The organism is Streptomyces sp. CA2R106 (assembly GCF_037034245.1).
Classification (GTDB): Bacteria; Actinomycetota; Actinomycetes; order Streptomycetales; family Streptomycetaceae; genus Actinacidiphila.
Map to the genome: position 1 here is coordinate 22,949 of NZ_JBAGKC010000041.1, position 14,954 is coordinate 37,902.

The following is a 14,954-nucleotide window of genomic DNA, read 5'->3' on the forward strand; positions in this document are numbered from 1 at the left end:
CTCGGGGCGGACAGCAGCCTCGGGTTCCGCTCGGCCGATCGCCGAAGAGGCGCACCACGAACGGCGGTACGTTGCCGCGGGCTGTGTGCAGCTACCGAACCGGGAAGCTCGCCGTCGGCTACGCCGCGGCGTTGAACTGCTGTGGCACATACGAAGCGGACGAAGCCTCGGGGATGCCGACGACCTCCACAGTGACGTTCAACGTCTCCAGCATCTTGGCGGTCTGCGCGAGCGTGATCAGGGAGAAGGGGAAGAGCGTCTCGGGAGTCAACGCCGTCCCCTGCTTGAGCAGGATCGCGAACACGACCCGCTGCGGCACGAAGTCGTCCGGCAGGGTGTGGCGTCCGTTGCTCTGCTGGAGGACCCGGCTGGCGAACCGGCGGCGTACTTCCGCTGAAGTCTTCAGGAGCTGTACGGCGACGAGGCCCTGGCTGAAGAGGTGGCTCAGCGGCCCGGATCCGCCGTGGGCGTGCTTGACCATGACGAGCGTGTTGTCGGGGGTGAGCAGGTCGCACACCTCGAACCCGTCGGTGGGCCGCAGCGGGTTCGCCACGTTCTTGCGGTCCATGCAGACGTAGCCGGGACGCTGGTCGGGAACGTGCTCGTTGTACGAGCGCTCGCTGACACCGGCCGCCCAGGCGGGCAGGTCAACCGAAGGCGAGGGGGTGAAGAGCCGCTCGACCGTGCCACGGACCGTGGCCAGGTACTCCGTGCCGATCTCGTACCAGTCGCCTTCCAGCAGACAGAACCGCCGCGCGCCGAGAGAGACGCATGCCTCCAGCCAGCGCAGGGCCGGACTGGTGGAGAGCTGGTCCTGCGGCGTCGCGCGCTCGCGGCCGTAGAGCGTGACGGTGCCACGCTTGAGCGCCTCCAGGCGCTGCCCGCGCCTCTGCAGGCGGGCCCGCTGGAGCACGTAGTCCAGGTCGAACCCCTCGAAGCGCCCAGCCTCGTCGCTGGCGATCCTCAGGTGGAAGGTCCGGGCCTGCGAGTAGTCCTCCCACTGCTCCATAGGCACGGTCACGGCGAGCCGGCCGTCGGGGGGCGCGCCGAGGATGTCGTCGAGAGCCGACTCCAGGCGGGTGAGGGCGGTCCCGTCCTTGACCGGCACGATGTGCTCGACGAACTCCAATGCGGGCTGGGGGACGGTATCACGGCATACACGGGCGATCTCCCGGATGTCCGCGAGGAGGTCGTCCGGCTCGATCCCCAGGGGGAGACTCAGCCCGCATCCGCCGTCCGCGCTGCACACCGCACCGTTACCGCTTCGGGCCCGCGTGAGCTCCAGCCGGTCGAGGTAGCCGCCCAACCGCCGGACGATCTGGGCGTGCTCGCGCAGGCCGAGGCTGAGCACGGGGGTTCCACCGGGCACGATCGCGATGTCGGTCCTGGCCTCGCCGAGCGTCTGCGAGACGAGGTCGCGGACCTGCAAGGGGTCGACCTGCCGAATGGCGAACGTCAGACCGAAGCGCTGGTCCTTCATCCGACCGGGCAGCAGCCGGTACCCCTGGTCGTAGCCGATGGCGTAAACAGCCTCGTCGACCGCGATCAGCAGCAGGGCGGCGGTCCGCCGGACCGGCTCGACGATCCGGCAGCCCGTCGTCCGCGCGACTTCCCTGCACCAGGACGCCTCCTCGCTCGTCATGGCCGCGGTGATCAGCAGCGCGGGTGCCTGGAGCCGGTCGTCGGGAACGTGGATCTGCGCGTCAAGCGCGGTCAGTTGGGCGTGGTCGAGGGCGTCGAACATGGCGTCGAGGGTGGGTGCGACACCGGCGAGCCGGTACAGCGTGCGCTTGGCGGTGGCAGGGGCCATGGGTTCCTCCTGGATGCAGATCAGCCGACAAAGACCGAGGGATGAAAGCATCACCAGAAGACCATACATTGAAAGCACTGTCAAACATGAAGTGCGGAGGCAATGTTGTTCATGCGCCGACCGGACGGCTGGGTATGCGGCAGGGGTTGCACGCCGGAGGCCCGGGGTGGCCGACGGCACGCGGGCCCGTCGGCCGACGTCTCGGATACGAGTCGGCAACTGCCCGCGGCACACGTACCCGGTCAACCGCGAACGGCGCCTGGCGCGGGCGGCCCTCCATGCGTCGGTGCCGCGTCGGCGCGGGAGCTCAGCCCTCGGCCCGGCGCAACCGGAGGAGGAGGTCGGCGATTTCGCGGGTCTCCTCGTCGTCCTCCCCGAGGACCACGCACATGTCCTCGTGGAGCGCGTCGAGAACACCTTCGGCCGTGTCCCGGTCGCCCTCGGTGTACAGCAGGACACCGATGTTGCGGCGCAGGTCGAGGGCCGTCGCGGAAGCGTCCCCCTCCGCGCTGGAGACGAGTTCCAGTACGTCCTGGAACTCGCGCAGCGCCGCCTCGGTCTCGCCGAGGTTCGCCCGGCAGCCGGCGGCGGACCGGTGGCACTCCAGGGTCTCGTGACTCGAAGGCCCCGTCGTGCGGGCGTAGATGGCGGCCAGCGCGTCGAACTCCGGGAGTGCCCGGCGGTAGTCCTCACCCGCCATGAGAACTGCCGCACGCTGGCGTCGCAGACCGAGCACCCGCCGGTTCTGCACGCCGAGGGCGGTGGCCGCGGGCCCGATGAGCGCCTTGAGGACGTCGGCGGCCTGGGTGAACCGTCCGTCGTCGGCGAGGTCCGCGGAGCGGGCGTAGGCCTCGCGGATTGCGTCCCGCAGGGCCGTGTCGGCGGGCACGGGGGGCGGTACGGCCGGCGTCGGCTCGGTGGCGGGGGACGCGGCCGCCGTACGCCGCAGAGGCGCGTTCGGCTGCCGGTAGACGACAGTCGGGTCGGCCACCCCGGACGGCGTACCGTCGGCGCCAGGGAGCGCCGAAAGGCCGCTCCCGGCCCCCGGAAGCGGGAGGTGCGGGACCAGCCGCTCGTAGACGGCGTAGGCGTCGGCCGGACGCTGTTCTGGCGCCTTGGCCAACAGGTCCAGTGTCAGCGCCTCCAAGCCCTCCGGCACCTCGGGACGCAGGTCGCGCAACTTCTGTGGCGGCATGTCCACGTGCTGACGCATGAGCTGGAAGTCGCTGTCCCCGGTGAAGACGGGTTGCCCGGAGAGGAGTTCGTGCAGCACGCAGCCCAAGGCGTAGAGGTCGCTGAGCGGGGTGATCTTCCCGCAGTTGATCTGCTCGGGCGACATGTAGCGCGTCGTACCGATCGGGTTGCCAGTGGCGGTCAGCCGCGTGACGTCCGACCGCAGGATCTTGGCGATGCCGAAGTCCAGGACTTTGACGGTGCCGTCGGCTGCGATGAGGATGTTGTCCGGTTTCAGGTCGCGGTGCACGACGGGGATCGCGTGGGCGTATGACAGAACGGTGCACATCTGCGCGGCGATGGACGCGGCCCAGCTGACCGGGAGCAACGACGTGCCGACGCCGTCCGCACCGGCACCCGCGAGGACCGTGCGCAGGGACGTCCCGTGCACGTACTCCATCACCAGGTACAAGCGGTCGTACGACGCCTCGTCCAGCAGGGCGTCGAACACCTGCGGCACCCCGTGGTGCCCGATCCGGGCGGTCACGCGCGCCTCGCGCTTAAAGCGGGCCGCGAACTCCTGGGCGTGCGAGGGAGACCCGATCACGTCCGGGCGGATGACCTTGACCGCGATCTCACGGTCAAGGACGGTGTCGTAGCCGCGCCAGACGACCCCCATACCGCCGGAGTCGATCTCCTCGATCAGCTCGTAGCGGCCCTGGTCGCCGATCTTCGGTACCTGCGCCACGCCGTACGCCCGCCGTCCCCTCGTCTCGCTCTCCCACCGCCGCCCGCAGGCACCGGTGTGGCGGGCGAACCCGCCGACGCGGAGCCTTCACGCAGCACGGACCATGATGGCCGACGGGGCGCCCGTCGCGTGCGAAGTCGGATCTCTTTGCGCCCGCGAAGTTGGCTCCGGTGGGCGGCAACAGGCACGACAGTGCACGAAAGGTCCACGGGAGGCCGATGTCTCCTCCTCGTCGACACGCTCGCCGCGGCCTTGCACTGTCGTTCCCGCCCGAGCCGTGGCACGTCCGCGGTCGCCAGCCCCGATCCACCGGGGCGGTCAACCGGACGGGGAACGAGTCAGGCAGCGTCGCCGTCGATGTTCTCCTCGCGGCGGATCATCTGGTACGCGGCCCGGCGGGCGCTACGGTTGAGCGTCTGCTTGAAGCTGTCGTCGTGGCTGAAGTACTGGCGCCCCATGTCGGCGATGGTGTCGATGTGGTCGGCCATCTTGTCCTCGAAGACAGCGTCGAAGACCAGGCCGAAGTTCTCCTCGTCGTTGACGGCGGCGGCACGGACCTTCGGGTCCGCCGCCGCCTCCGTGAACGGCGTGATGACGTCCTGCTCGGTGAAGTCGGTGCCGAACTTCTCGTTGAACTTCTCGATCAGCTCCGACAGCGGCGACTTCTCCTGCTCCTTCGCCCCGGCCGAGCCGTCGCCGAACCCGGGCAGTTCCGTCGCGCCCTCGGCGGTCAGCGCCAGGTCGTACTCACCGGTCTTCTGCACACGCAGATGGCTGAGGTCCACGTCACCGATGTCCACGCCCCCGTCCCCGCGCCGGGGCAGCCGGTTGAGGAGGTGGCGGCCGTAGAGGTAGAGGCATTCGAGATCGGCGTCACGGTAGGGGACGATCTGAGCAAGGAACCCGTACTTGCGCACGTAGTCGTTGAGGTTGCTGCGGAACTCCTCCGCCGCTTCGCGCGCTTCCTCGTCCGGGTCGCCTGCCTCGTCCTTCCGGTCCAGCAATTCCATGAAACGCGTGGCGGCCGGGGCGAGGAGCCGGTACAGCTCGGCGTGCAGCTTCTCCCAGCGCGCCGCCGAGCCCGCCGCCTTCTCCTCCGCCGCCAGATACGCCTCGGCGAAGTCCCGCATCTCCGCCGTGACGAGGATGTCGGGCTCCATGACCCGGCTCTGCGCCGTGTAGAGGAGGTTGGGGTCGGAGGGGAGGGTGTTCGCCTCCTCGTAGTACGGGACGAACGAGGCCTTTATGTCCTCGGCGTCGTTGACGAAGTCCAGGACGGCCAGGTCTGCCTGCGACTTGCGGTCGGCGGTGCGGTTCAGCCGGGAGAGGGTCTGGACGGCGTTGATGCCCGCCAGCTTCTTGTTCACGTACATCGTGGTGAGCAGCGGCTGGTCGAAGCCGGTCTGGTACTTCTCGGCGACGACCAGAATGCGGTACTCGCGCTGCGTCGCCTTCGCGCCTGTGCGCACGGCCTTGTCGTCCTTGCGCGTGTAGGCAAACGCCTTCGGCAGCGCGGACTCCGACAGACCGCCGTTCTCCTTCGGCTCGGTCGTCTCCTCGCCGTCGTACGTCAGGCTGCCGGAGAACGCGACGAGGACGCCGGGGTCGGCGTACGCCCTGTCGTCGATGTACCGCTTGATCGCGCGGGCCATCTGTACGGCGCTGTGCCGCGACGCGGTCACCACCATGGCCTTGGCCCGCCCGCCGAGCCGGCCCGCGGTGTGGGCCCGGAAGTGCTCCACGATCACCTCGGCGTGCTGGGACACCGTGGACTCGTGCGTGAGCGCGAACCGGGCGAGCAGGCTGCTCGCCTTCGACGGTTCCACCTCGCGCTCGTCCGGGTTGTTGTTCACCAGCTTCCAGTACGTGTTGTACGTGATGTAGTTGCGCAAGGGGTCGAGAATGAAGCCCTCCTCGATGGCCTGACGCATCGAGTACGTGTGGAAGGGCACGTACGCCGGCTGGCCGTTGACAGTGTCCAGGGTGCCGAAGAGTTCGAGCGTCTTCGCCTTGGGCGTGGCCGTGAACGCGAAGTAGGACAGGTTCTTGGCCTGGCTGCGCTGGACGGCCTTCTTGACGAGCTTCGTGTCGGTGGTCGCAGCTGCTTCTTCGGTCACCCCGGCCTCGTCGGAGTCCGAGTCTAGGCCAAGTTCGCGCAGCGCCGCGCGGACGGCGGTGGCCGCGTCGCCGGACTGCGAGGAGTGCGCTTCGTCCACAATGATCGCGAAGTTGTGGCCATGGATCTCGGTGGGGTTGCGGCGCAGATAGTCGATGAGGGCCGGAAAGGTGTGCAGCGTGACCGTGATGATCTTCCCGGTCTCGCGGGACAAGGCCTTCGCCAACTGGTCCGACTTCGCGCCGTGCTTCTCGTCGATCTTCACGACCAGGCCGGCGGTCTTCTCGAAGCTGCCGACGGTCTCCCGGAGTTGAGCATCCAGGTTGCGGCGGTCGGTGATGATCACGACCTTGTCGAAGACGGGTGTGCCCAGCTTGAGCCCGGCGGCCAGCGCGTCGGGGTCGATCGCGGCGGGGTCGGTGGGCGTGTGCAGGGAGGACAGGCGATGGGCCAGCCAGGCGATCGTGTTCGACTTGCCGGAGCCGGCGGAGGCCATCCCGAGGTAGTTGTGCCCCGCGCCATGCCGGGCCGCGTGCGCGGCCAGCTTCGTGACGATGTCCCACTGGTGGTAACGCGGGAAGATCAGCCGCTTGCGGGTCCTGCCGTCCGCGCCCTTCTCCTTGCTCAAGTGCACGAACCGCTCGATCAGGTCCAGCCACGTGTCCGGCTGCCAGATCTGTTCCCAGAGGTAGGAGGTCGCATACGTTCCGGGTGTGGTGGGTGCCGGGTTGCCCGCACCGCCGGGCTTGCCCGGACCCTCGGAGCCGGTGTTGAACGGCAGGAAGCGGGTGGGCCTGCCCTTGAGCTCGGGGGCGACGAAGACGAGGTCCGGGTCGACGGCGAAGTTCGCGATCACACGGCGCGTGAAGATCAGCTCGGTGGGGTCCCGCTCCTCGCGATACTGCGCCTTGGCCTGCTCCACGCCCTGCCCGGTCAGGGGGTTCTTCAACTCGGCGGTGGCGAGCGGGATGCCGTTGAGGAAAAGGGTCAGGTCGAGGCGGTTGCCCTTGTCGGCCTGCTTGGTGGCGTACTCCAGCTCCCGGACGACGGTGAGCCGATTGGCCCGGTAGTCGTCCAAAATGGCGTCGGAGGCGACGAGGTTGGGTCTGAAGAACGCGAGCCTGATGTGTACGCCATGGTCCTTCACACCTTGCCGGAGGACGTTCAGCACGCCGTCTTCCGCTATCGCCTTGTCGACGCGCTTGGCGAACCCGGCCTGAGCGGCGTTGGGGTCGCCACCGTAGAGGGCGAGCAGGTCGTTCCACTCGTCTGCCTGGGTGGCGCCGATGAACTCAAAGAGCTGGCGGGTGTCCAGCCCGAGGTCCCGCTGGTAGTCGGCAGAGCTGCCGAGCTTCCAGCCGGAGGCGAGGAGCGAGGCGACGATGGCGTCGCCGAAAACGGACTCGTGGTGGATTGGCATGCGTACTATTCCCCCCGCTTCCCGGTGATCAGATACGTGACATCACGGCAGAACTTGTCGAATGACGCCGAGTTGGCGCGAGCAAGATCCAAGTCGACGCCGTCGGCAAGGGCTGCCTGGTCCAACCGGGGTCGATACCGCACGCCGTCGCGCCGGTGGTGGGTCAGCCAGCCCTTACAGTCGCGCAGAGTCTCGCTGTTGGCCGGAATCTCCAGTTGCTCCGCGAGACCCGCCCGGCCTCCGAGAGAAGGCGCGGCCGCGAGGAACCATGCCTCGAACTCCCGGTTTGCCAGCACAACAGCCGTACGGCGGTCCGGCCGCGCGGCCACAGCGCGGGCCAGCAGCGAGGGGCCAAGGCTCGCCGGGCAGTCGTCGTCGGCGTCGATCACGACGAGGACGCCGCCCGGGTAGTCGGCGGGGACTCGCCGAGCGAGGGCCTCCACGGCAGCTTCCAGGCCGCCCGGCCGGACCAGACGGCCTCGATCGACCAGGAAGGGCGGTTGGATGTCTGCGTCCCAGATCTGCGCCTGGTACATCAGACGCCGCAGGAGGACAGGCAGAGCACTGATCTCGCCCTCGCCCTCGACGACGGAGGCGATGGTGACCCTCTGCTGGTTCACTCCTCACCCTCCGGTTGATCAGGGAACAAGGTCGGCCCGGGCCGGTCGACGACCGGGCGCAACTGGTTGGAACGCAGCAGTTCCGCCGTGGTCGCCAGACCATCGGCCACGATCGACCGGCTTACCGGGTCCACCTCGCCGATCACGGTCTGCCCGTGTTCGGTGACGACCACGCGGATCGCCGAGAGGTTTGCCTCCTTGCGGTCGAACAGCTCCGCACTCTGCGTCGTGGCAAGAACCTGGACGTGCTCGCTCGCCTCCGTGAGCGCGTCGTACAGGGCCCCGGCCGCAAGCGGGTGCAGCGCCAGCTCAGGCTCCTCGACGGCGACAAGTGGGATCCACCCTGAACGGGCGTCCGGCTGGAAGAGCGCGGTCAACAGACCGATGGCCCGGATCGTCCCCTCCGACATGGACTCGGCCCGGAAGACGTGTGGCTCCGCCTGGCTCTCGGTAGCGATGCTGATCCGTGCCGCGACGTAGTCCGCGGAAGGGTCCGTGGGACCTACCTCCACGACGCCCGGCACGATTGCGCCCAGATACTGCGACACGCGGTCGCGCTCACGATTCCCGAGTGCCGCCAGGGCCGGACCGAGGCTTCCGCCGTCCTCGTACAGCTTTCCGAAGGCTGACGAGGCATGGCGGAGGACAGAGACACTCGGGTCGTAGAAGAACATCGCCGTTAGTGACTCGTAGAGGGAAGTGAACGGCTCATCCCCGGCTCTCTGGGCGAGTCCCAACCGTGGCTGCTGACGTGTCTTCCCGCCCCGGTCATGCAGCGAGAAGCGCTGGACGCCCGCCTGCCCCGCGGCGCTGAGCGGGCGAATCTCGCAGACCTCGTGGTCGATCCGGACACCGGCCCCACCACTCCGCCTTGTATCGGAATCGGCTTGTGGCGCGATCGTGATCTCGTACCGCCCCTCATGAGGCTCCATCTCCTCGCCGGCCATGGGCATGTAGAACTCCAGGCCGATCGTGAACGAGGCCGCCAGCACGGGAACCCGGCGAAGCACTGCCTCTACCCCGCCCCGTTCAGCGACCGCCATGCTGGGACCGTCCGTCACTGCGTCCCGGACGAAGTGGAGAGCATCGAGGAAGTTTGACTTGCCCGCCGCGTTCAGCCCGAACAGTACGGTGAACCGCCCGAGTCTCACGTCGCAGTGGGCGATGGACTTGTAGTTGTCGATCCGGACCCGGGTGATGAACGGCATCAGTCGATAAGAGGCGGCAGGGCTCATGGCTCGATCATTCCCCGATTCCCCGCCCGCTGGCGGTGGACACGTCGATCTGGCCGGTGACGGCGGCGGTAATCAGAGCTTGGCGCCGCTCTGACAAAAGATTGATTTGGCGCTTCAAATCCAGCTTTAGACGTTGCGAGGCACGCCTATCCTCGTTCAGCACACTTACGATTCTTTTCTGCTCATCCTTGGGTGGGATCGGAATCTTAATCGAACCCACCGTTTCTGAATTAAGGTTGAGTTGAGTACCAATCTTCCCGAGCCCCTTAAAGGCATCGCCCAGGAGGAGCAAGTAGTAGAGAAACTCAACGTCTACCACGGGGCACCGAATCGCCACAAACCCGTCATGGATACAGCAGGGGATGCGAGTGATAATAGGCTTCCCGACCGATGCTGCAATACTCACGAATAGCTCTCCGGGCTTGAGCGAAACAGAAAGCGAGCGCCCCCGCGAGGACAATCGCTGAGTTGTCTCGGTCAGATATTTTTCACTGGCCGTTACGTCCGAAATCCTAACCCAGGCATGCGAGCCTTTATCGTCAAAGTAGACGGGGTCATCGATCGGCCTCGGCGAAGCACCCCGTTGAATGCGCGAAACGTAGCGAAGAGGCGCCGTGTCCCAGTGTTGAGGTACGCCTGGAATCCAAGGAACCGTGGCGTTGTCGCTTGGCTCTCGCTTGCCGCCTCCCCGTAGTTGGTCGCGAATCACCGCCTGGTTGCGCTGAGCCACTAGCTCTGACATCTCTTCACGCTTATCAATAAGCGCGTCAATTCGGGCAGTCTCGGCGTCGAGGAAGTCCGCAATGCGGCGCTGTTCCTCTATGGGAGGGATAGGAATTGGAACGTTGGCCAACTCCGCTTTCGTAACGTGAACCATCCCGATCATGCCGCTTGTGAGCTCACGCTCAATCCAGTGAGTTGCGGCACGAAGCGACCAGTAGAGCCAGCTCTTATCGCATCCATGAACGGAGACGTTGAAGATATGCTGGTTCAGGTAATAGGATCCGCCCTTGACCCACCGAAACGGGCCAAAGGATGTTCCTGGATTCCCTGACCATGAAAATAGCAAGTCGCCCGCGGTTACCTTGTACCTGTCGTCGAGTGCGAGACTTGAGTGATTGAAAGTATCCGAACCATTTAGATTCTCGATTCGAATAATCGGCGTGCCAGTTCCTTGCCTGGATTCCGACTTGAACGCAAATCCATTAGACAGCACAGCAAGGTACTTGAGCGGAACCACCTTCCAACTGCTGGGCGGCGAGGCTCCGTACGGTAGTTGACTCGTAGCGGGGATCACCTGATCACCTCGCTCAGAAGCGCCTGGATCTCGGCCTCCAGCGACTTCAGCTCTGCGTCGATCTCCGCAAGTGGCCGCGGTGGCTTGTACACGTAGAAGTGCCGCGTGAACGGGATTTCGTAGCCGATCTTGTCCTTCGTCCGGTCCGCCCACGCGTCCGGCACGTGCGGCAGGACCTCTCGGCGCACGTACTCGTCCACGTCCTCGTCCAGGGGTACGTTCTCGTAGTCGCGCAGCTCCGGGTCCGGCTCAGGCTCCCCCTTGATCCTCTGGACCTCACCCTCGAGGTCGCGGACTCCGACCGCCTCCCGTAGTGCCTTACCGAACGGCGCACCCGTCGGCCACAGGCGGCCGGCCGCGACCACCGCCTCCTGGAGGTCCATCCACGTGTCGGACTTCGTCGGCCAGGACTTGCCAACCAGCGGTCGGAGCGCCGCGACGAAAGCGTCCACGTCCGTGGCCCGCGCGATCGGCTTCGAGGCGGCGACGGCCGCCAGCGTCTCCTCCGTCACCTCGAAGCGCAGCTTCAGCGGCCGCTCAACGGTGATCCGGCGGTAGCCGAAGTCCTCGTTCTCGAAGACCTTGATCTTCCCGGCCTTCTCGATCAGGTCATGGCCGCCGCCCCGCTCGGCGGCGTCCACCACGGCCAGCGCCTCCGTGTACAGGCGGGTGATCTCCGCGATGTGCTGCTCGCCCAGTTCCTTGCGCTTGTCGCCCAGTGACTTCCGCATCTTCTGCCAGTAGTCGCGGGCGTCGAGCAGCACGACCTTCCCGCGCCGGTCACGGGCCTTGCGGTTGCTGAGCACCCAGAAGTACGTGGAGATGCCGGTGTTGTAGAAGAGCTGGTCCGGCAGGGCGACGATGCCCTCCAGCCAGTCGTTCTCCAGGATCCACTGCCGGATGCGGGACTCTCCCGACTCGGCCGCCCCCGTGAAGAGAGGCGAGCCGTTGAAGACGATCGCGATCCGGCTGCCGCCCGCGCCGCTCGCGTCCACCGGCTTCATCTTCGAGATCATGTGCTGGAGGAAGAGCAACGAACCGTCATTGATGCGCGGCAGGCCCGCACCGAACCGCCCGCTCTCGCCGAGACGTTCGTGCTCGCTCTCGACCTCGTCCTTGACCTTCTTCCACTCCACCCCGAACGGCGGGTTGGCCAGCAGGTAGTCGAAGTGGGCGCCCTTGTGGCCGTCATCGCTGAAGGAGTTGCCGAACTTGATGTTCTCCGGGTTCTGCCCCTTGATCATCATGTCGGAGCGGCAGATGGCCCACGACTCGGGATTGAGTTCCTGGCCGTAGATGCCGACCGTGGCATCCGGGTTGAAGTTCTTGATCTGCTCCTCGGCCGCGCTGAGCATCCCGCCGGTGCCGCAGGCCGGGTCCATGACCGTGCGGACGGTGCCCGGCAGGGCCAGCACGTCGCTGTCGGGGGCGACCAGCAGGTTGACCATCAGCCGGATGACCTCGCGCGGTGTGAAGTGCTCACCGGCCGTCTCGTTGGACTGCTCGGCGAATCGCCGGATCAGTTCCTCGAAGATATAGCCCATCTGGTGGTTGGAGACGATTTCGATCGGCCTGCCGTCGTCACCGAGCACGGGCACACCCTGGGCATCCGTCCGTACCGGCCGCAGGTCCAGGTCGGCGAAGCGCCCGACGACCTGGTAGAGCAGGTTCGCCGCGTCCAGCTTCCTGATCTGCTGGGCGAACTCGTAGCGGTCCAGCACCTCGTACGCGTTGGGCGAGAAGGCGGCGCAGTACGCCTGGAGGTTCTTCGCGACCTGCGCGGGGTCGCCGGCGATGGCCTTCAGCGTGTAGGTGCTGGTGTTGTAGAAGCTGTGGCCGGATGCCTTGCGCAGGAAGCGGTCCGGGTTCATCTCCGAGCCCTGGTACTGATCGGCGACCTGGAGAACCTTGTCCTTGGTGGGCGCCAGGACGCACTCCAGGCGGCGCAGCACGGTGAACGGCAGGATGACCTTGCCGTAGTCGGACTGCTTGTAGTCGCCGCGCAGGAGGTCGGCGACGGACCAGGCGTGGTTCGCCAATTCCGTGTGCTTGCTGCTGTTCAACGAGCTCGGGTTCCCTTCACTTCCCCGCCCGAAAGGGGCGGAAGAGCCAGTGTGGTCGAAGTCGGGGGCCGCGGGCGGCCATCGGCGCGACATCCGCGAAATCGTGGGGGATTCGCGGCGCGTCGGGAGCAGACCTGCCCCTGGCCGCTGCCACGCGGTGGCGGGATCAGGCGGTGTCAGGCGGGATGTCGGTCGGTAGCAGAGCGCCGCTCGTGAGGCCCGTGGTGAGGAGGTCGGCGGCTTCGGCAGCGAGGTCCGCGGCCCGTCGTGCGGCGCCGGCCAGTTCGTACAGACGCCGGAACGCCTGCCCGTAACGCTGCTGCTCGACGAGCGGCAGGAGGGGGAGCCGCAGCCGTTGGGCCTGGACCTGGACCGCGGTGCTGCCGACGGTAGCGCTGCTGACGTTGTCCTTCGCGGCCAGGAATCCGGCGAGGAACCAGGGGTCGAGGCGTTCCGGGTCGGGCCGGAAGAGGTGGAGGTGCGAGCCGAGGAGCGAACCTGCGTCCTGTGCGTCGGCGACGCGGGCCGCGACCTTCCGGCCGCCGAGGGCCGGCAGGAGGACGTCGCCCTCCTCGACGACGACCGCATGGAGGAGGGTGACGTCGTCGCTGCTCCCCGACGCACGGGTGCCCGCCGTGACATCACGGCCGGTGAGTACGGTCCGGCCGGAGTGCCCTGGCGAGGCGTCCCGGTCCTGCCCGGCCCGTGCTGCCCGGTGCACGGTGAGCGCGCCGCCGCGGGCGAGGTCGGCGACGGTGGCCGTCCGCCAGGAGCGCGGATCCTGTCCTGCGGGCTGCCATCCGGTCACGGTGGCGGCCCTGTCGGCCAGTGCCGTCAGGCTTTCCGTCAGCTGCCCGTGCAGGTCGCCCGCTCGATGTGCGACGTCGGACGGGTCGATGCCCGCGGGGGTGAGCCGTACGTGACGGGCCGGAGTGATGTCGGTGAGGTCGTCGAGCAGTTCGATGACCGGCACAGCACAGGCAGTGCCGGGTTCGTCGGCGAATCCCTCGGAGTCCGCGTCGAACGCCTGCCAGTGCCGTAGGACGGTCGAGGTCAGCGCGTCCCAGTCCAGAGGTGTCCGCCCGCCCTGGGTACCGGCGCGGTCACCACGTGCACGCTGGTCGCTGTCGACGGTGTCGATGAACAGCACTCGACCACGGCCGGGACCGCTGGGCTCGGGACGTTGCAGGATCCACAGATGCAGCCCGATGTGCAGCGGCACCGAAGCACCGGGAGGGAGCGCGATCACCGCGCGCAGGGCGCCGCCGCGCAGCAACTCGGCCCGGATGCGTCGGCCCGAGGCGCGGGCCGCGGTCGCGGGAGGCAGCAGCATCACCGCGAGGCCGCCGGAGCCGAGGTGGGACAAGGCGTGCTGGTTCCAGGCGAGTTCCGATTCGGCACGCGGCGGAACGCCGTAGGCCCAGCGGGGATCGTACGCAAGCGCGTCGTGGCCCCAGTCGCGGTCGGCGTACGGGGGGTTGCACAGCACGGCGTCCACCACCAGATCAGCGAAGGCGTCGTCCCGCAGACTGTCGGCGCCCCGCACGGCCACCTCGGCGTCGGGCGCCCTCAACAGCAGCCGCACGGCACTGCGCTGCGCCTGGACCGGGAGAACATCCTGGCCGTAGAGGTGCGTCGCGCCGAGGCGGGCGGCAGCGGCGAGCAGGGAGCCGCCGCCACAGGATGGGTCGAGCACCCGGGCCGGGTAGGGCTTCGCCGTCGGTGCGGCGAGTCGTGCCATGAGATCGGCCAGCGGTGCGGGGGTGCTGTACGCGCCGGTCGCGGCGCTGTCCTCCAGCTCTCGTTCGGCCAGGACATCGAGGGCGTCCTGCCCGCCTTCGTCGCGAACGCAGTGCATGAGGCTGCGCAGAAGGCTTGCCTCGTCGGCCTTGTAACCGATGCCTTCGGAGGCGGGAACGGAGCCGCCCAGCGCGGCGACGGCTGCGCCGGCGTGGTCGGCGAGGTCCGCATCGGCCAGTGCGGCGAGTTCGTCGAGCTTCTTCCTGTCCAGGCGGCCGGCGGCAAGGACGAACGGGACAAGACGGGTCGCGCTCCCGCCCGGAGCCAGGCGCAACGCGGATCGCAGCTCTTCGGCCGACGACGCGGCGGCGCCCTGGCCGCGTGCTTCCAGCCAGGCGCGGACGGCCTCCAGGTCGTAGAGGGGGCTGGCGTCCGTACCGCCGCTCGGAGCCGGGAAGTCAGGGTGCCTGCGGCGCCAGTTGCTCACGGTGGCGCGCGTCACCCCGGCCAGCCGGGAGATCTCGGCGGCTGTGACCAGTGCGGATGGCTTAGGCATGAGCCTTCCCGAGGATCGATGGCGGACAGGCATCACAGAGTACACCATGATTCATTTTCGAACGAATGATTGACAACGCTTTCATGTTTCTATTTATCTGTGGATGCTTCCACGCGAGAGCTCGGCTCAGTGCGGCGAACTCCTGACTCTGCTCGGAGTCTGGTTTCGCCTCTCTC

Annotated in this window: 8 protein-coding genes; all 8 read right to left on the reverse strand. The window is 67.5% G+C overall.

Annotated elements, in window-relative coordinates; translation table 11 throughout:
* Positions 1 to 118 precede the first annotated feature (118 nt).
* The 8 genes from WA788_RS33000 to WA788_RS33035 all read right to left on the reverse strand — a co-directional run bounded on the left by WA788_RS33000 (position 119) and on the right by WA788_RS33035 (position 14,778).
* On the reverse strand, positions 119 to 1,810 hold the full coding sequence (locus tag WA788_RS33000; RefSeq protein ID WP_335983868.1) for a DUF6119 family protein: 1,692 nt from the start codon (positions 1,808 to 1,810) through the stop codon (positions 119 to 121).
* 307 nt (positions 1,811 to 2,117) lie between these two features.
* Entirely contained in the window at positions 2,118 to 3,731 is a 1,614-nt protein-coding gene (locus tag WA788_RS33005) for a serine/threonine-protein kinase (protein ID WP_335983870.1), read from the reverse strand.
* 338 nt (positions 3,732 to 4,069) lie between these two features.
* The gene (locus WA788_RS33010; RefSeq protein ID WP_335983872.1) at positions 4,070 to 7,267 is read right to left on the reverse strand and encodes a type I restriction endonuclease subunit R; all 3,198 of its coding nucleotides are present in this window, start codon (positions 7,265 to 7,267) and stop codon (positions 4,070 to 4,072) included.
* Between the two features lie 5 nt (positions 7,268 to 7,272).
* On the reverse strand, positions 7,273 to 7,887 hold the full coding sequence (locus WA788_RS33015; protein ID WP_335983874.1) for a DUF4276 family protein: 615 nt from the start codon (positions 7,885 to 7,887) through the stop codon (positions 7,273 to 7,275).
* The gene (locus WA788_RS33020) at positions 7,884 to 9,095 is read right to left on the reverse strand and encodes an AAA family ATPase (protein WP_335983876.1); all 1,212 of its coding nucleotides are present in this window, start codon (positions 9,093 to 9,095) and stop codon (positions 7,884 to 7,886) included. The genes WA788_RS33015 and WA788_RS33020 overlap by 4 nt, the downstream gene beginning before the upstream one ends.
* 34 nt (positions 9,096 to 9,129) lie before the next feature.
* Positions 9,130 to 10,419, reverse strand: a complete 1,290-nt coding sequence (locus tag WA788_RS33025) for a restriction endonuclease subunit S (RefSeq protein WP_335983879.1) — start codon at positions 10,417 to 10,419, stop codon at positions 9,130 to 9,132.
* Positions 10,416 to 12,482, reverse strand: a complete 2,067-nt coding sequence (locus WA788_RS33030; protein WP_335983882.1) for a type I restriction-modification system subunit M — start codon at positions 12,480 to 12,482, stop codon at positions 10,416 to 10,418. Before WA788_RS33030 ends, WA788_RS33025 begins: the two co-directional genes overlap by 4 nt.
* Before the next feature lie 166 nt (positions 12,483 to 12,648).
* A complete protein-coding gene (locus WA788_RS33035; protein ID WP_335983884.1) occupies positions 12,649 to 14,778 on the reverse strand; it encodes an N-6 DNA methylase in 2,130 nt (709 codons plus the stop codon).
* Between the last annotated feature and the right edge of the window lie 176 nt (positions 14,779 to 14,954).